10 protein-coding genes are annotated in these 17991 nt (G+C 66.9%); 3 read left to right on the top strand and 7 right to left on the bottom strand.

Annotation, left to right across the window (positions count from 1 at the left end; translation table 11 throughout):
- Together ACJRPG_RS22470 and queC are read right to left on the bottom strand one after the other, a co-directional pair.
- Positions 1–2994, bottom strand: coding sequence for a sensor domain-containing diguanylate cyclase (locus ACJRPG_RS22470; RefSeq protein ID WP_408002337.1), 2994 nt, complete (start codon positions 2992–2994; stop codon positions 1–3).
- A gap of 61 nt (positions 2995–3055) precedes the next feature.
- On the bottom strand, positions 3056–3766 hold the full coding sequence (queC, locus tag ACJRPG_RS22475) for a 7-cyano-7-deazaguanine synthase QueC (RefSeq protein ID WP_408002338.1): 711 nt from the start codon (positions 3764–3766) through the stop codon (positions 3056–3058).
- 131 nt (positions 3767–3897) lie between these two features.
- Between queC and ACJRPG_RS22480 the strand changes: the two genes are divergently transcribed.
- Positions 3898–5679 carry an autotransporter assembly complex protein TamA gene (locus tag ACJRPG_RS22480; protein ID WP_408002339.1) on the top strand — a complete coding sequence of 594 codons (1782 nt, stop codon included), beginning with the start codon at positions 3898–3900 and terminating at the stop codon, positions 5677–5679.
- Entirely contained in the window at positions 5679–10268 is a 4590-nt protein-coding gene (locus tag ACJRPG_RS22485) for a translocation/assembly module TamB domain-containing protein (protein WP_408002340.1), read from the top strand. The genes ACJRPG_RS22480 and ACJRPG_RS22485 overlap by 1 nt, the downstream gene beginning before the upstream one ends.
- Here ACJRPG_RS22485 and ACJRPG_RS22490 read toward each other — a convergent pair.
- Together ACJRPG_RS22490 and ACJRPG_RS22495 are read right to left on the bottom strand one after the other, a co-directional pair.
- On the bottom strand, positions 10247–10423 hold the full coding sequence (locus ACJRPG_RS22490; protein ID WP_408002341.1) for a hypothetical protein: 177 nt from the start codon (positions 10421–10423) through the stop codon (positions 10247–10249). The two genes, ACJRPG_RS22485 and ACJRPG_RS22490, sit on opposite strands and share 22 nt — an antisense overlap.
- A gap of 39 nt (positions 10424–10462) precedes the next feature.
- A complete protein-coding gene (locus ACJRPG_RS22495) occupies positions 10463–12901 on the bottom strand; it encodes a S9 family peptidase (RefSeq protein ID WP_408002342.1) in 2439 nt (812 codons plus the stop codon).
- 111 nt (positions 12902–13012) lie between these two features.
- On the opposite strand from ACJRPG_RS22495, the gene ACJRPG_RS22500 reads away from it, so the two are divergent.
- Complete coding sequence (locus tag ACJRPG_RS22500; protein WP_408002343.1) at positions 13013–13537, top strand: hypothetical protein; 525 nt, start codon at positions 13013–13015, stop codon at positions 13535–13537.
- On the opposite strand, the gene ACJRPG_RS22505 is transcribed toward ACJRPG_RS22500, so the two are convergent.
- The 3 genes from ACJRPG_RS22505 to ACJRPG_RS22515 form a co-directional block, all read right to left on the bottom strand.
- Positions 13538–14476, bottom strand: coding sequence for a TIGR01777 family oxidoreductase (locus ACJRPG_RS22505; protein WP_408002344.1), 939 nt, complete (start codon positions 14474–14476; stop codon positions 13538–13540).
- An 11-nt stretch (positions 14477–14487) separates the two neighbouring features.
- Positions 14488–15006, bottom strand: a complete 519-nt coding sequence (locus tag ACJRPG_RS22510) for a GbsR/MarR family transcriptional regulator (RefSeq protein ID WP_408002345.1) — start codon at positions 15004–15006, stop codon at positions 14488–14490.
- A 149-nt stretch (positions 15007–15155) separates the two neighbouring features.
- On the bottom strand, positions 15156–17987 hold the full coding sequence (locus tag ACJRPG_RS22515) for an ATP-binding protein (RefSeq protein WP_408002346.1): 2832 nt from the start codon (positions 17985–17987) through the stop codon (positions 15156–15158).
- Positions 17988–17991 lie beyond the last annotated feature (4 nt).

Below are 17991 nucleotides of genomic sequence, written 5' to 3' on the forward strand. Positions count from 1 at the left end.
TCAGGAGCAGGCTTCGGCCTGCTCCACGCGGTTCCGGCCGCCATGCTTCGCGCAGTACAAGGCCTTGTCCGCCCGCACCAGCACCGCATCCAACTTCTCGTCGGATGCCGACATCGCAGCAATCCCCACACTGACCGTGACCGCCAGCCGCAGGCCATCCAGCTGCAGCGGCGTCAATTCGATGCGCTGGCGCAGGCGCTCGGCGAACACGCGCGCCGCTTCGTTGTCCGCGCCCGGCAGCAGGGCCGCGAATTCCTCGCCGCCGACGCGGCCCAGCACGTCCACCTTGCGCTGGCTGTCCTTCATCAGCGTGGCGAGATGGCGCAGCACGGCGTCGCCGACCGCGTGGCCATGCTGGTCGTTGACGTTCTTGAAGTGGTCGATATCGAGCATCAGCACGGCGGCGCGCTGGTCCAGTTCGCGCTGCAGCCTTCCCTGCTGCTCCTGCAGCCTGCGCATGAATTCGCGCCGGTTCGGCAGGCCGGTGAGCGAATCGGTCGTCGCCAGCATCTGCAGCTCCTCGTTGAGCCGCTTGCGCTCCGTGATGTCGATGGTGGAAACGATCACGAAATCCAGGGTGTGGGCATGGCCCGGCATGACCAGCAGCGTCAGTTCATTCTGGCGCAGCACCCCGTCCAGGCGCTGGAAGCTGCTCTCGCAGGCAAACAGCTGCGCCCCGCGCGCCAGCGCCACCAGCGCGGAGCCGAAACAGGGCATGGCGCTGTCGGCGAAATTCTGGGCGATGGTCAGTACCGCCAGATCCTTGCCCTGCGCCGCGCCGCCGACCTGGGTCAGCGCGGCCGCATTCACGTCCGTAATGCGCACCAGTGCCGCCAGGCGTTTGAGCTGGCTGGGATTGGCCTGCAGCCAGGCTTGCAGGTCATCGATGCCGGATGCCGCGATGTCATGCAGCGCGGCCCGCACGGCGGACCAGTCCTGCTGCCACAGCGCGACGGGCGCATTGTCATACAGGCTGCGGAAGCGCGCTTCGCCGGAACGCAGCGCCTCGGCGGCCTGCGCCTGCTCGATGGCGATGCCCGCGAGGTTGGCCGCCTGCTCCGCCAGCGCGATATTGGCCACGCTGCGCCGATGCGTTTCGCGGTAGTAGATGGCGAAGGCGCCCATCACCTTGCCGCTGGAGGAATGGATAGGATCGGACCAGCAGGCCACCAGCCCCGCGCGCAGCGCCAGTTCGCGGTGCGCCGACCAGAGCGGGTCGCGCCGGATATCGTCGACGATCACGCGGCGGTTGGTCATGATGGCATGCACGCAGGAACCCACGCCCTGCTGCAAGGGCGTGCCGTTGATGCCCTTGTTGAAGAAATCCGGCAGGCTGGGCGCCGCGCCCACCACCAGGTGCTTCTCCTCTTCATCCAGCAGGATGATGCTGCACAGCGCGCCCGGATTGCCCGCTTCCACCCCCAGCACCACGCTTTCCAGGATCGCGGGCAGGGGCGCGCCGCCGGCCAGCAGTTCCAGCACGCGGCTGCGCGTCTGTTCGCTCTGCGCCGCCAGTGTGGACTCGGTCACGTCGCGGAAGGACCAGAGCCGGGCCGGCTCGTTCGCCAGCCGCAGCATGCGCTGGCGCAGTTCGATCACGCGGCCGTCCTTCAGGTGCAGTTCGGCCGTGTGCTCGCCGCCATCGGCAAAGGGATGCGCAGCTGCATCGCGGAAGGGCTTGGCGTCCTGCAGCTGGCCCGCCAGGTGCGTCATCAGGATGCTGCCGTCGGCCTGCCAGTCCAGCTGCTCCGGCACGTCCCAGATCTGGCGGAAGCGGCGGTTCGAATTGAGCACGCTGCCGCGCAGGTTGTCGACCAGGATGCCGTCGATGGTGGAGTCGAGAATGCTGCGCAATACGGCCTGGCTGTTCTGGGCGCTCTCCGCCATCACCAGCAGGCTTCGCTGGCCTTCCTTCAGTTCCTCGGCCATCGCACGGCTGCTTTGCAGTGCCGCGCGGGCGCGGCGGCGGCCTTCGGCCAGCACCCAGGCCAGGAAGGTGAGCAGGATGCTCAGCACGATGCCGATCACGGCAACGAGGCGCGGCTTGTCGCCGAACAGCGAGCGCTGGGGCGGCGGCGCGGCGATCTGCAGCGTCCACTGGTGGCCGGCGATGCGCAGCTTCTGCACGGTGCGCGAGGCATTCTCCGGCAGGACGCCGCGGCGGCTGTCGTACATGCGGCGCGCGGTATCGAGGCCGTCGCCATCGAACAGCTCGATCTCCAGCGCGCCCATCTGGTCGCTGCCGACACCGGCCATCACATCGCCGATCCGGAACGGCGCATAGACCCAGCCCATGATGGCGGCGCGGCGCTGCGCCAGCGTGCCGCGCGGCTCGCCGTTGCGGTAGACCGGCAGGGCGATCAGGAAGCCGGCCTGGCCCTCGGCATCGGTTTCCTGCACCAGCCGGATCTTGCCGGTCATGGCGGGCAGGCCGGAATCGCGCGCCTGCACCAGCGCGGTACGCCGCACGGGATCGTGCCAGGGATCGAAGCCGAAGGCTTTCAGGTTGGTGCCGCTGAAGGGTTCGAGGTAAACCACGGGCGCATAGGTGCTGCGCTCCCCGGCCGGATAGACCTGATAATCCGGAAAGCCTTCGCGCCGCAGCGCGGCAATGTGCTGCGCGAGCCTGTCCTGCGGCACCAGGCGCATGAAGCCTACGCCCTGGATGCCGGGGAAATGCGTGTTCAGTTCCTGGCCGGCGAGATAGGTGCGGAATTCGGTGCGGTCCACATAGTCGGAGCTGGCGAACAGGCCCTGCACGCCGTACAGCACCTGCTGGTAAGTCTGCATGCGTAGCGCGATGTTGTTGACCAGCTCGCGCACGCGGAAATCGAATTCGGCCTGGGTGTCGCGCTGCGCATCGCTGCGCGCGCTGTGCCATGCGGCGCCGGTGGCGCCCAGGCCGACGGCCAGCACCAGGCCGGACAGCCAGGCAGGGCTGAGCAGGCGTTGCAGGGGGCGGCGGCGCGAGGGCCGGTTAGGACGCAATTCCATCGCGGATCAGGTAAGCCAGCAGTGAAGCCATGGTACGTGAGCCGGACGGCGGGGGCAACGACTATCCGGCTCTATGGGCCGCATACTGGCGGTAGCCGCGCGCCCGCAGTTCGCAGGCCGGACAGGCGCCGCAGCCATAGCCCCAGTCATGCAGCGCGCCGCGCTCGCCCTTGTAGCAGGTGTGGGTGTCGGAGCGGATCAGGTCCACCAGCGCCTGGCCGCCGAGGCTTTCGGCCAGCTGCCAGGTCTGGGCCTTGTCCAGCCACATCAGCGGGGTTTCCAGCTTGTTGCGCGTGTCCATGCCGAGGTTCAGCGCCACCTGCAGGGCTTTCATCGTGTCGTCGCGGCAGTCCGGATAACCGGAAAAATCGGTTTCGCACATGCCGCCCACCAGCACGTTCAGGCCGCGGCGGTAAGCCAGCGTGGCGGCCACCGTCATGAACAGCAGGTTGCGGCCGGGGACGAAGGTATTCGGCAGGCCGTTGGCCTGCATGGTAATTTCGATATCTTCCGTCATCGCCGTTTGCGACAGCCGGGAAATCAGGCCCAGGTCCACCATATGGTCTTCGCCGAGGCGTTCGGCCCATTGCGGCGACTGGGCGCGCATCTTGGCCAGCAGCGCGGGCCGCACGGTGAGCTCGATGGCATGGCGCTGGCCGTAGTCGAAGCCGATGGTTTCCACCCGCGCATAGCGCTCCAGCGCCCAGGCCAGGCAGGTGGTGGAATCCTGCCCTCCGCTGAACAGGACGAGGGCGGCATCGGTTTTCATCATGGCGGGTCTTTCGTGGCAATTCTGCAAAGCTTAGTGGTACGCCATGAGGTCAGCCTTTCCGGTAACATGCCGAAAATACCACTCATCACATGGCAGGACTACGAATTTTGGCACAAGTCGTCACAAAAGTAATGCGACGCCTGGCGTTTGCCGCCGCCACGCTCCTGCTGCCGCTGGCCGTGCTGGCGCAAGGACTGCAGTACCGGGTGCAGGTGAATGCGCCGGGCAGGCTCGATGAGCTGCTCGCGCAGAACCTCGACCTGGAACGCTTCCGCGGCAATCCGCGCATGAACCGGGAGCAGCTGCAGCGCATGGTGCGCACCGCGCCCGAACAGGCTAAAACGCTGCTCGCCACGGCCGGCTACTACTCGCCGGTGGTCAGCGTTCGCCTGGAGGAAGGCGCGACGCCGACCGTGATCGTGGACGCCGATCCCGGCCAGCCGACGCTGGTGGGTGCGGTCGAGATCGTGCTGAACGGCTTCACCTCCACGTCCGAATCGCCGTTCGACAAGGACGCGCTGCGCGCGGGCTGGACGCTGCCCGAAGGCGAAGTGTTCCGGCAGGACGACTGGGAACGCGCCAAGCGCGCCATCCTGCGCGCCGTGGTGCAGACGCGCTACCCGCGCGCCCAGCTGACGGAGAGCCTGGCCACGGTTGACCCCGATACGCGCCGCGCCCTGCTGCGCGTGGTGCTGGAAAGCGGTCCGGAAATGCGCTTCGGCGCGCTGCGCATCGAAGGCCTGAAGCGCTATCCGGAATCCGTGATCCGCAATCTCAACCAGATCAAGCCGGGCGACTACTACAGCGAAGCGGCGCTGCAGTCCTATCAGTCGCGCCTGCAGGACACCGGCTATTTCGCCAGCGTGGAGGTGAGCGCGGACCTGAACGCCATCATCGCCGAGCAGATGGAGGCCGCCGATGAGAAACGCGAGGGCGCGCCGCCACCCGCCGCCCTTGAGCCTTTGCCGCTGCTGGTGCGCGTGATCGAGAACAAGCGCCGCAATGCCAGCGTGGGCGTGGGTATCAGCACCAATACCGGCGGCCGCACGCAGGTCAACTACGACGACCTGAATGTCTACGGCCTGCGCCTGAAGAGCGCGCTGACGGTGGAACAGAAGCGCCAGACGGCACGCGGCGACTTCTATTTCCCGACCACCGCCGACGGCTATAACGACAGCTTCGGCGCGGCGCTGGAACGCAACGATATCCAGGGCGAGGTCACGCGCACGGCATCGGTGAATGCCAAGCGCGCCTGGGGGTCGCCGCTGCTGGAACGTTCGATCTCGGTCGAGTACCTCACCGAAAGCAAAACGGTGGCAGGCGCCGAGTCCAGCCACGCGCAAAGCCTGCCGCTCACTTACGCCGTCACCTGGCGCAAGCTGGACAACCTAATCTTCCCCACCAAGGGCTATGTGCTGAATGCCTCGGTCGGCGGCGCGCTGCTGCCAGTATTGACGGACGAAAAATTCATCCGCGCGACGGCGCGCGGCATCACCTACCGCCCGCTCAACCCCACATCGACCGTCATCCTGCGCGCGGAGCTGGGCGTGCTGGGTTCCGCCAAGAAGGATGGCGTGCCTGCGACCTACCTGTTCCGCGCCGGCGGCGACAATTCCGTGCGCGGCTACGGCTACCAGGAACTTGGCGTGCGCGAGGGCGATGCGACGGTAGGTGGACGCTACCTGATGACGGCCAGCGCCGAATACCAGTACTGGTTCAAACCTGAATGGGGCGCGGCCGTGTTCTACGACGCGGGCAACGCGGCGGACTCGCTGAAGAGCATTCATCCCAAATCCGGTTACGGCATCGGTGCGCGCTACAAGAGCCCGGTGGGCCCGATCAATGTCGATATCGCCTACGGCCACGCGGTCAAGAAAGCGCGTCTGCACTTCTCACTGGGGTTCACTTTCTGATGGACGAACAGAACGACACGCCGGTTCCACGCCCGCGCCGCTGGCCAAAGCGCCTCGCAATTGGCGCCGGCATCACGGTAGTGCTGCTGGGCGGCGCCGTGTGGTACCTGGGCCGCGAAGCCACGCTGCAGCAGATTGCCGAACGTGTGGCGCGCGCCAGCGGCGGGCAGATCACCATCACCGGCGTGACCGGTTCACTGTATGGACGCATGCATCTGGGCCGTGTGGTCTACCGCAGTCCCGAAAGCGTGATCACGGCGGACAACATCGACATCAACTGGTCGCCGCTGCAGTACTTCTCCGAGGGCGTGGCGATCAGCGAGCTGCATGTGGCGAGCACCGTCATGCAAAGCCTGCAGCCTTCCAAACCGCCCACCATGCCGCTGTCGCTGGCGCCGCCCTTCCGCCTCAGCATCGGCGATGCGAAGCTGGCAAAGTTTGTCATGATCGACGAACTCGGTGCGCGCACCGCCATCGACAATGTGGCGCTCAAGCTGTACGGCGACAGCAAACAATGGCAGCTGAAGGATGCCAGCGCCATCACGCGTTTCGGCCGCGTGACGGCGGAAGGCACGGTTGGCGCACGCCTGCCCTTCCCTGTTGAGGCGAAGGGCAGCCTGTCGCAGTCCGTGGCCGCGCCGGGCCGTCCCACCGCACAGCTGGCAGCGGCGGCCACCGGCGATTTCAAGCTGCTGACGCTGGCCATCAAAGGCAGTTCATCGAATGCAACCGGCGACGGCGTGCTGACGCTCGCACCCTTCGACCCGATTGTCCTGCGCACGCTGGACCTGCGGGCGCATGGCGTCGATCCATCGCGCTTCAATGCGGCGTGGCCGAAAGCCAGCCTGGAACTGGCGGCAAAAGCGAATATCGGCGAAGGCCAGCGCGTCAGCGGTTCGCTGTCGCTGGCAAATACCGGCGACAGCGGCCCGCTCGACCAGCAGCGCCTGCCCCTGCGCTCCATCACGGGCCGTCTTGGCGGCACCCTGAAGGTAGCCACCATTGACGACGTGCTGATCGATCTCGGCGCGGCGGGCAAGCTCTCCGGCAGCGGCAGCATCCACCGTTCAGCGCCGGACGGCGGCATCGAGACGGCCGATTTCCGCCTGCAGACCAGCCGCATCGACCTGCACGGACTGCACAGCAGCGCGAATCCCACGGCGATTGCCGGAACGATAGCGGCGAGCAGCCAGGGCAAGGTGCAGCGCCTGAACGCGCGGCTGGCGGACAAGGGCCTGCGCCTCGATGCGCAGGCAACGCTGGAAGATTCCGTGCTGCGCGTGAGCGAAGCGCGCATCGCGGCCGGCAAGGGCAGCATTGCCTTGAAGGGGGAAGCCGGCCTCGTTGGCGACAAGCCGTTCAAGGCCTCGGCCAGCATTGCGCACTTCGATCCATCGGTTCTTGGCAGCTATCCGGCGGCGGACCTGAATGCAAGCCTGAACGCCAGCGGCAGGCTCGCGCCTGAGTGGCAGGCTAGCGCCAGTTTCGCGATTCAAGCCAGCCGGTTCATGAACCAGGCCCTGTCCGGCAAGGGCAAACTGCAGGCGGACGCACGCCACCTGAGCGGCATCGACGTGGACCTCACCTTAGGCGGCAACACAGCCGAGGCACGCGGCGCCTTCGGCCTGCCGGCCGACAAGCTAACCTGGCGCATCGACGCCAGGCAGCTCGCGGCACTCGGCATCGCGCCTGCCTCCGCCGGCCCCACGCCTTCACGCAGCGCCATCACGCCGGCCGATGCCGCGCCCATGGCGCCCGGAACCGCAAAGCGTGGCGGAATGCGGGAAGCAAGATCCACTGCCGCTGCCGTGCCGGACCGCCTTCCCGCAAAGCGCGGTGCAAGCGCGGCGGCGGGAGTGCGCAGCACGTCCGGGGCGAATGCAGCAACCGGCCTGCGCGGGGCACTGAGTGCAAGCGGCGTAGCAACGGGCGGCTATGCGGCGCCGCGCAGCAGCTTTGAGGCGACGGCGCGCGGGCTCGCGATGGCGGGTGCAAGGGCCAGGGGCGAAGACAGCGTACTCTCCGTGCGCGGTGACATTGGACTGGCCGGACCGAAGCGGGATATCGAGATCACCGCAAGCGGCAGCGCAAGCCGCTTCAATCCCGCCGCTTTCGGCTCCGCGCCGGCCGGCAGCATCAGCGCGGAATTCAGCGGCAGCGGGCGCATCGCACAGGACTGGCGCGGCAAGCTCAATCTGAAACTGCTGCCGTCCACGCTGTCCGGCGCCCCGCTGGCAGGCCATGCCAAGGTCAGCGCCACCAGCCAGCACGTGGAAAGCTCGGACATCCACCTGCAGCTAGGCCAGAACACCCTGCAGGCGCAGGGCGGCTTCGGCAGCACGGGCGACCGCCTCGACTGGAAACTGGATGCGCCCCAGCTGGGCAACCTCGGCCCCGGCTTCGGCGGCGTGCTGCGCGGCACGGGCTCGCTGAGCGGCACCGCCGGCAAACCGTCCATCGCCTTCAGCATGGACGGCAACAGCCTGCGCCTGCTGGAGCAGCACCAGATCAAGGCCATCAAGGCCAGCGCCACGCTGGGCGCAGGCCAGGGCGCGGCCGATGCGGTGATCAGCGACATCGACCTTACCGGCTACAGTTCTCCCGCCATCACGATCGGCAAGGCGCACCTGCAAACCAGCGGCACCCGCGCCGCCCACCAGCTGCAGCTGACGGCAAGCGGCGACCGCTTCGACGCCAGCCTGCGCGTGCGCGGCGCCATGAACGGCGACACCTGGACCGGCGCCATTGAATCCCTGCAGAACAAGGGCCGCTTCGCGCTCGCGCTGCAAGCGCCTGCCCCGCTCAGCATCACCGGCCCATCCGGCAAGGGCGTGCTCGGACTGGCGCAGCCGGAAAAGCTTGCATTGAGCCGCGCCGCCATCACGCTCTCCGACGGCGGCGCCCTGCGCATCGACAGCCTGGAAAAAGACGGCGTCCACTGGCGCAGCAAGGGCGCGGCAGCGGGCGTGAACGCCAGCTACCTGGCCCAGCTCTCCGATGCATGGCGCGACAATGTCGTGAGCGACCTCACGCTCGGCGCCAACTGGGCCATCGGCCTGACAGCGCCCGCCAGCACCGGCGCTGCGCCGGCGCTGGACGGCTCGCTCAGCGTCTTCCGTGAAAAAGGCGACATCACCGTCACCGGCGGCGACCGCCCCATTCCGCTCGGCCTGAGCCAGCTGGAGGCACGCGTGAACGTCAGCGGCGACATCCTGCGCGTGCAGACCGCCCTGAACGGCGCCCGTTCCGGGCAAGCCCGCCTCGATGCCACGGCACAGCTGCGTAACGGCCGCATTCCGGATGACAGCCCGCTCAGCGTCAGCGGCAATATCGACATGCCCTCGATTGCATGGCTGTCGCCGCTGGCCAGCATGCAGGGCCTTGAGCTGGACGGCGCGCTGAAAGCAGCGCTGAGCGGCAGCGGCACCATCGGCAACCCGGTGCTGAACGGCGACATCAGCGGCCAGCGCCTCGCCGTCAACTGGGTGGAGCAAGGCATCAAGCTGAAAAACGGCGAGCTGCAGGCCCGCATTGCCGGCGACCAGCTGCAACTGCAGCGCCTGCGCTTCGACGGCGAGGAAGGCAATATGCAGGCCGATGGCTGGCTGCGTCTTGCGAACGCCGAAGCCACCATGCAGCTCAAGCTCACGGCGAGCAAACTGGAAGTGCTGGCCCGCCCGGACCGCATCCTGGTGCTGAGCGGCGAGAGCACGCTGGTGCGCGATGCGAAGCACTTCCAGCTCGACGGCAAATTCCGCGCCGACCGCGCATCCATCGAACTGCCGAGCGAGAACACGCCGACCATCAGCGATGACGTGGTCATTCTCGGCAAAACGAAACCCACGGTGAAATCCGCAGCCGAATCCATGCCCCTCAATATCGACCTGGAAGCGGACCTGGGCAACGATTTCCGCCTCAAGGGAAAAGGACTGGACGCGGAACTTGCGGGCGCGGTGCGCGTGCGCATCGCCGACCGCCGGGCGCCGCGAGTCAACGGCAGCATCCGCGTCGTCAGCGGCACTTATGCGGCCTACGGCCAGAAGCTGGCCATCGAACGCGGTGTGCTCAATTTCACGGGCGCTTACGACAATCCCGGCCTGAATATCCTGGCGCTGCGCAAACGTCCGGAAGGCGAGCAGCTGAGCGTGACGAATGTGGAAGCGGGCGTGGAAGTGCGCGGCACCGCGCTGGCGCCGGTGGCCAAGCTGGTGTCCACGCCCACCGTGCCGGACAGCGAGAAGCTGTCATGGCTGGTGCTGGGCCACGGCCTGGAGGATATGCAGGGGAACGAAATGGGCCTGCTGGGCACCGCGGCCGGCGCCCTGTTCGGCGGCAAGGGCGGCGGCAGCCTGGCCAACAAGGTTGGCCTCGATGAACTGGGTGTATCGCAGGCGAAAGGCCTGGAGAGCACCGTGGTCACGGTCGGCAAGAAGCTGTCCTCGCGCGCCTACCTGAGCTTTGAACAGGGCGCGGGCACGGCCACCAGCCTGGTCAAGCTGCGCTACAAGCTCACGCCGCGCATCACGCTGCAATTCCAGACCGGCACCAACAACGCGCTGGACGTGCTCTATACCTGGGCCTTCGACTGAGCGAAGCCCAGTTCGGGCTTATGGTCGGGAATGGGCTCGTCGTCCGGCACCGGCTGCTGGTGGTGGGGATGGGCAGGCTGCGGATCGGGGTGCGGCTCGTCCACCGGCACCGGCAGGTCCGGCGCGCGGTGCGCGTGGATCATTGGCTCGTTCATGATGCCTCCTTGCGAAAACCTCAACGTTACCATTCCTGCTCAGGGCCTGGCGTCCTTCACATGCTTGTCCAGCCAGGCATTGGTTTCATACAGCATGTGCAGGATGGACTCGCGCGCGCGGTAGGCATGCGATTCGTTCGGCAGCATTACCAGGCGCGTGGTGCCGCCCAGCCCCTTCACGGCCTGGAACAGGCGCTCGCTCTGCATGGGGAAGGTGCCTGAATTGTTGTCCTGCTCGCCGTGGATCAGCAGCAGCGCATCCTTGATCCGGTCCGCGTGGTTGAAAGGCGACATGGCCTGGTACACCTCCTGCGCCGTCCAGAACGGCCGGTCTTCGGACTGGAAGCCGAAGGGCGTGAGCGTGCGGTTGTAGGCGCCGCTGCGCGCGATCCCGGCGCGGAACAGGCGGGTGTGCGCCAGCAGGTTGGCCGTCATGAAGGCGCCGTAGGAATGGCCGCCGACCGCAATCCGGTGGCGCTCCGCCACGCCGCGCCGCACCACCTCGTCCACCGCCGCCTCGGCGTTCGCCACCAGCTGCGCCAGGTAGCTGTCGTTCGGCTCCGCCCCGCCATCGCCCACGATGGGGAAGGACGGGTTATCCAGCACGGCGTAGCCTGCCGCCAGCATGGCGGCAGGTCCCCAGTAGCTCACCGCGTTGAAGCGGTAGGGCGAACCCGTGACCTGGCCGGCGGCGGCGGAAGACTTGAATTCGTGCGGGTAGGCCCACATCAGCAGCGGCAGCGGACCGTCGCGCTGCACCTCGTAGCCGGGTGGCAGCAGCAGGGTTGCCGTCAGGTCCACGCCGTCCTGGCGCCGGTAGCGGATCTGCTCCTTCTGCACCTCCCTCAGCTGCGGCAGCGGATGCGGGAAATGCGTCAGCGGCGTGAGCTGCCGCCCCGCGCTTCGGGTGAGGTCGCGCAGATAGTAGTTCGGCCGCTCGGCCGGCGCTTCGCGGGTACAGAGCAGGCGGGTGCCGTCCTCGTTCAGCACGGCCGCCACGTTTTCAAAATACGGCGGCGCGCTCTGGAACAGGCGCTCCTTCTTCTTCGTATTGAGGCTGAAGCGGTCGATGAAGGGCCGGTCGCCTTCCGGCGAGGCGCCCGCGCCGTCCAGCAGGATGGTGTCATCGGGCCCGAGCAGCAGGCGCGGCAGTCCTGCCGCGTCGGCGCGCATCACCGGCCGGCCCGGATTGGCGTAACGGTCTTCGAAGGAGCCGGACCAGACCAGCTCCGGCTCCCTTGCGGGCATGTCCGGCGCAATCTTCCACTGCTTCTCGGCGCGCGTCTTCCACCAGCGCTCGTTCAGCAGCGCCACGTCGCCGCGGCCCCAGGCCACGCCGGCGTAGCGCGAACCGAGCCTGGCCAGCACCAGCGGTTCGCCTTCGAATGGCGCGGCATGCGCGTAGACGATGTCGCGGACATCGGCGGCCACGGCGGGATCGCCGCCGTCCTGCGCCTCCGCCCAGACCAGCGTGGCGGCCGCATCCACGCGCCAGCTCACATTGCGCACGCCGGCCGGCACCGCATCGTTCCCCGGCGGCAGTCCTTCCTCCAGCGGCAGCGTGGCCACCGTATGCACCGTCCTGCCGTCGAGGCCGCGCACTTCTATATGCTCGCCGAAAGCATGCGCAGGCACCAGATAGGAGTAAGGGCGCGTAATGGTATGCGTGAGCAGCAGCTTGCCGTCCGGCGAAGACACGACGCGCGAATACGGCGCCGGCTTGCCGACCAGCTTTACCTTGCCGGACAGGTCCACGATGGCAAGCTGGGTGGTGATGTAGTGTTCGAACAGCCTGGCATCGTCCTCGTTCTTCAGCAGGTCCTGGTAGGTGCGCAGCTGCTTCACGCCGCCACCCGGTGCGCTGTCCTGCACGGCGGGGCCGCGCGGAATGCCATCCGATAGCGGCGCGCGGTACCGGCCGCCGGGCTTGAGCAGCACCAGCAGGCCCTTGCCGTCCGGCCGCCAGCCGAAGCCGCGGCCCATCACCGCATTCAGCGGCCGCTTCAGCAGCTTGCGTGCCGCGCGCGACACCGTATCCAGCAGCCACAGCTCCATGCCCGCGTTCCTGCCGCCGTATTCCACATGGGTGAAGGCAAGATAGCGCTGGTCCGGCGACCAGGCGAGGCTGGCCACCCGCAGTCCCTCCGGCAGGCCGGTCACCGCCGACTCCTGCTGCGTATCGATATCGAGCAGCGAAATACCGGTGCCGAAAGTGAAATTGCTGGCCGCATAGGTGCGCGGATTGATGCGCATGCCGGCCAGCTTCAGTTCCGGCTGCGCCACTTCCGCGATGCCCGGCAGCGGCGGCATGGCAACCATGGCCGCCAGCGTGCGTTTCGGCCCGAGCGACAGCATGGGCGCGCGCGGCGCATCGACCAGCGCCTGCAGCGCGGGCGGCGGCAGCTGGTAGCCGCCGGCCGATGGCGAAGCAGGCATCAGGCCCAGGGTGTCGGGAACGAGGGGATTGCCGGAGGTCATAAATGATGGGGCTGCATTGAGATCAGGCGAGTTTGCGCAGCCCTGCGCCAAAAGTCAAATGAGGCGGCGCTGGCTGTACAATCCTGTTTCCAACGACTGATGCCGCAATTCATGGAACTGACCACCCTCGCCCTGCTCGTCCTGATTCCCCTGCTGGTATGGCGCATCTACATGCGCCTGAAGCCCTTGTTCGCGCGGCAGGAATCGCTGATGTGGAAGCACTGGACGGGCGCGGCCGGCTTTCCTTTCCTGGTGCTGATGTCGGCCATCGCCACCCGCAATGACGTGCTGGCCCTGTCCTGCCTCGGCGCAGGGGTGCTGGGCGGCGGCTGGGCGGCGCGCTATGCGCTGCACAAGACGCGCATCGAGACACAGGGCATCCGCTTCTTCTTCAAGCCCTACCAGCGCTTCGGCATGGTGATCTGCATGCTGTTCGCCGCACGCATCCTGTCCATGGGCGTGGAACTGTACATGAACCGCCAGTCCGCCTCGCCGCAGCCGCTGACGCGCGAGATGGTGCTGCTGCACCCGCTCACCATGGCGAGCTTCGGCCTGCTGGCGGGCTATTTCGGCTACTACTCGATCGGCATGCTGGGCTGGCGCCGCGCGCAGCCCAAGCTGCCCGACCTCGAATGACTACATCAGGCTATGCAGCGCTCCCTGCACCGCAGGGTAGCGGAAGCTGAAGCCCTCCTCCAGCAGGCGCACCGGCGCCACATTCTGCCCTTCCAGCAGCAAGTCGGCCTGTTCGCCCAGCAGCAGGCGCACGGGCCAGCCGGGCGTCGGCATGATGCAGGGCCGGTGCGCCTCGCGCGCCGCCGCCTGCATGAACTCGAGCTGCGTGGGACATTCCGGCGCCGTGAAGTTCCATGCGCCCTGCACGCTGGCGCTTTCGCTGCGCTGCGCCAGGTGGGCGATGGCGCGCAGCAGGTCGTCCAGGTGTAGCCATGACATGCGCTGGCGCCCGCTGCCCATGCGGCCGCCGACGCCCATCTTCACGGGCAGCAGCATCGCCGGCAGCGCGCCGCCGTGGCCGAGGACCAGGCCGAAACGCATGCAGGCCACCTGCACGCCGTGCGCCGCCGCTGCCTGCGCCGCGGCTTCCCACTCCTGGCACAGCTGCGACATGAAAATGGGCTGCGGCGGACTGGCTTCGTCCAGCGCCGCGCTGCTGCCCTGCTCCTGGATGCCATAGTAGCCGATGGCCGATGCCGAGAGCAGCACGCGCGGCTTGTGCTGCGCCTTCGCGATCCAGTCCACCAGTCCCTGCGTGAGGCCGATGCGGCTGCGCCGCAGCTCCGCCTTGCGCGCTTCCGACCACCGCGGGCCGAGGATACGCGCGCCCGCCAGGTTGACGATAACGTCGATGCGTTCATCCGCCGCCAGCTCGCGCATGCCGGCCACGCAGCGCACCATGGCGCCCAGCCTGCGCTGCGCGGCAAGCCGGTCGCGCGTGAGCGCCACCACCTTCTGGCCGTCCGCCAGCAGGGCGCGCACCAGCTGCGTGCCCACGAAACCGGTGGCGCCGGTGACGAGGAAAGTCTGGCCCGTGCGTCCGAAATGCAGGTCTTCCATGATGCCTCCTTTCACAGCATGCGGGCGACCTTGCCGCCCATGGTGATGAAGCGTTTCAGCGTGGCCGGCGGCAGGTGCTTGTAGTCCTCGTAGCTGGAGGCCAGCATTTCCATGAAATCCAGCACCTGCGCCATGCGTTCGCGCGTTGCGTCCTCCATCGTCCTGTCCTGCTCCGCCTCGATGGCGCATTCGCGCAGCGCGCTCAGGGTGGGATCGATCTCGCGCCGTTTGCGCTCCTCGATGATGACGCGGAAGATCTCCCATACATCCTGCAGCGCCACGAAGTGGTCGCGCCGGTCGCCCAGCACATGCGAGACCTTCACCAGGCCCCAGCTTTGCAGCTCCTTCAGGCTGGTGCTCACGTTGGAGCGCGCCACATTCAGCGCCTCCACAATCTCCTCCGCGTGCATCGGGCGGTTGGCGAGGAACAGCAGCGCGTGGATTTGCGCCACGGTGCGGTTGACGCCCCAGCGGGTGCCCATCTCGCCCCAGTGCAGGATGTATTTCTGTTCTGTCGGACTCAGGCGCATGATTTTCTTTAATTTCTGTTGTTACAGAAATTAAAGATCAAAAATGACTGCCTGTCAACCGGAAAATGCTGTTCGCTCCGGATGTCCTCATTGACGATCAAGCGGGCATGAAACGAAAAAAAAGCCGCACAGTGTGCGGCTTTTCCGGATTACGCGGCTTTTGCGCCGGCTTGCGGCTGGCGCCGCTGCAGCACGAAGATCGGCTGCGCCCATTGCGTGTCCTTCTTTTTCTTGCTCGTGATGAGCGTGAGTTCGGAAGGGTCGTAGACGTCGGTGTTGTGGGTCAGCGGCGTCGTCATCAGGTACTGGGCTTCGGTGTTCTTCAGGAACTCGCCGACCAGCTGGATGTTGCGGATATCCAGGTGGGCAAACGGTTCATCGATGAATACGAAGCCGCCGGAACCGTCTTCCGACTTCAGCAGGCCGATCAGCAGCACCAGCGACTTCATCACCTGCTGGCCGCCGGAGGCTTCGCCGTCGTTCATGCCGATCACGCCCTTGCCGTCGAACTTGAAGCGCACATGCAGGCCGGCCTGCGCCAGCAGCAGGTCGTCGTTCTCCAGCTTGACCGGGTCGGCGTGCACTTCGATATTGGCCAGCTGGCCCAGTTCCTTGATATTGGCCGTGTAGGTCTTGATCGTGTAGCGCAGGCGCTCGATGTAGGCGCCGCGCGCATTGGCAGTCGCTTCGATGGCGCGGTTGTTCTGGTAGCGGCGTTCGTCGGTTTCCGATTTGCGGCTGTTCAGCTGCTCGTTCAGGCGCTGGTACTGGTCGATCACCGTTGCGTCCAGCTCCCAGTCGTCGCGCGCCAGGCTGGTTTGCAGGCTGGCGATACGCAGGTCGACCTGGTGCGCGTTCTGGTGCTGCTCCACCAGGGCGGCGCGGCGCGCAGGACGCTTCCAGGCGCCCGGCAGGTGGCGCCACTGGCGGCGCAGCGCCAGCAGTGCACGCGCGTGGTCGCTGCGCTGCTCCAGCTGCTTCTTGTAGTTCAGGCGCATGCCCGCTTCGGATTCGGACAGGGCCATGCGCGCATTCTGCCAAGTGGTGTCGGCACGGGTGCGGGCCACGGTGGCGTTCTTCATCAGGCCCTGCAGCTCGCCGAGGCGGCTGCCGACTTCCGTGCGCTCGGCGCGCAGCGGCACGGCGGCGCGCGCGGCCTCGTCGAATTCGTCGGCGCGGGCCGTCAGTTCCTTGACCGCGTCCACACCGGCCACACGGGCTTTCAGCGCGCTGGTTTCGGACGCCAGCTTGCTGATCGACAGCGTGTACTTGTCTTCTTCCGCTTCCAGCGCCGGCAGGTTCTTCTGGATCGCATCCATACGCTGGGTGCGGCCGGCGGAACCGAAGCGGTAGCGCGAGGCTTCCACGAACAACGAGCGGCCGCCGCGGCGCTCCTTGTGGTAGGCGTCCGGCGTGATCCATTCTTCGATGTTGCCGAGCTTCGCGCCCTCCTCCACCGATTCCACGCGCGTGATGCGCGCCAGCTGGTCGATCAGCCATTCCGGCGCCTTGGCGCTGAAACGGACGATGGACAGCAGGCTCTGGTTCTTCGGCTGGTGCGCAGTGACCAGCTCCGGCACGATGAAGTGGCGGTAGCGCTCCTTCTCGGCCAGCCTGTAGGCAGCCGAAGCATCGCTCGCGCGCTCCAGCAGCACCACGGAAGCATAGCCGCCCAGCACGCCTTCCACGGCGCCCTGCCATTTCGGGTCGGTGACTTCCACGATGTCCGACAGCATGGCGTGCGGAATATTCGCGTCGTTCAATGCGCGGCGCATGGCGCGCACATTATCCGGCTCCGGCATCGAGGTCTTGCCCTGCAGCGCGGAGATGGTGGCCTTGTCCGCCGCGATGCGCGAGGACACGGCATCGCGCGCCGCGCGCAGCTTCGCCAGCTCGGCTTCCTTCTCTTCCAGCTGCTTCGCCACGTCCGCGATATCGGCGCCCGATTCGGCGGCCAGCTTCTGCAGGCGGGTTTTCTGTTCGATCAGGCTGTCCAGCGGCTTCAGCTTGCCGTTCAGCTGCGACAGGCGGCTTTGCAGCACGGTGGATTCCTGCTCCAGCAGGGTTTCCTGTTCCTGTGCATCCTTCAGCGCCTTGGCCTGGCGCGCCAGTTCCTTGCGCTTTTCGTCCAGCACCTGGTCCGCCTGGGCCAGCGGCTTGCGCGCTTCGCGCAGCTGGCGGCTTGCGTTATTGGCCTTCTCGCGCGCTTCGTGATATTCCAGCGAAGGCAGCACTTCTTCCTGCAGGTTGCGGCGTTCCTTGTGCAGCGTTTCCCACTGGTGGTAATTCGCCACGCGCAGCCGCAGGCCTTCCAGGTTGGTCTTGGACGACTCCAGTTCCGCCTCGAAGCGCTTCAGCTCCTCTTCGGTATCGCGCTGGTGGCGCTTCGCTTCATCGTAGGCGTCCAGCACTTCCTTGTCGCCGAAGACCTGGAACACCAGGTCCAGCAGCTGGCGCGGCGCGTATTCGCACAGCTTGTCCGTTTCGCCCTGCTCCAGCGCCAGCACCTTGGCCATGGCGGGCGACAGGCCGGCATTGGCGAGGCGCTTGCGGTAGTTCTCCACGCCGAGCCAGTCGGAGGCTTCGGTCACTTCCTCGATTTCGATATTCCCCGGCCGCATCAGGTACTGGCGCTTCCAGTCGCCGCCGTTCTTCTGGATCTGGCAGAACAGCGTGACTTCGTCATCGGCGAAGAAGCCGCTACTGCGGAAAGGGCGGTTCGACAGCTGCTTGCCCACGGCGCGGTTGTCCACCACGGCGCGCAGCCATGCGGTCTGCTGGCCCGAGTGGCGCGCATAGTGCTTGTAGGTGCGGCCCATCGAGCAATCGAGGCCGAACAGGGTGCGCAGCGCGTCCAGCAGCGTGGTCTTGCCGCTGCCGTTCTGGCCCGCGATGGTGATGATCTTGGCATCGAGCGGAATATTCTTGATGCGCTGCCAGTAATCCCAGTGGACCAGTTCTAGCGATTTGATATGGAACATGGGG

The sequence above is a fragment of the Pseudoduganella rhizocola genome (assembly GCF_045984285.3).
In the GTDB taxonomy this organism is placed as follows: Bacteria; Pseudomonadota; Gammaproteobacteria; order Burkholderiales; family Burkholderiaceae_D; genus Rugamonas.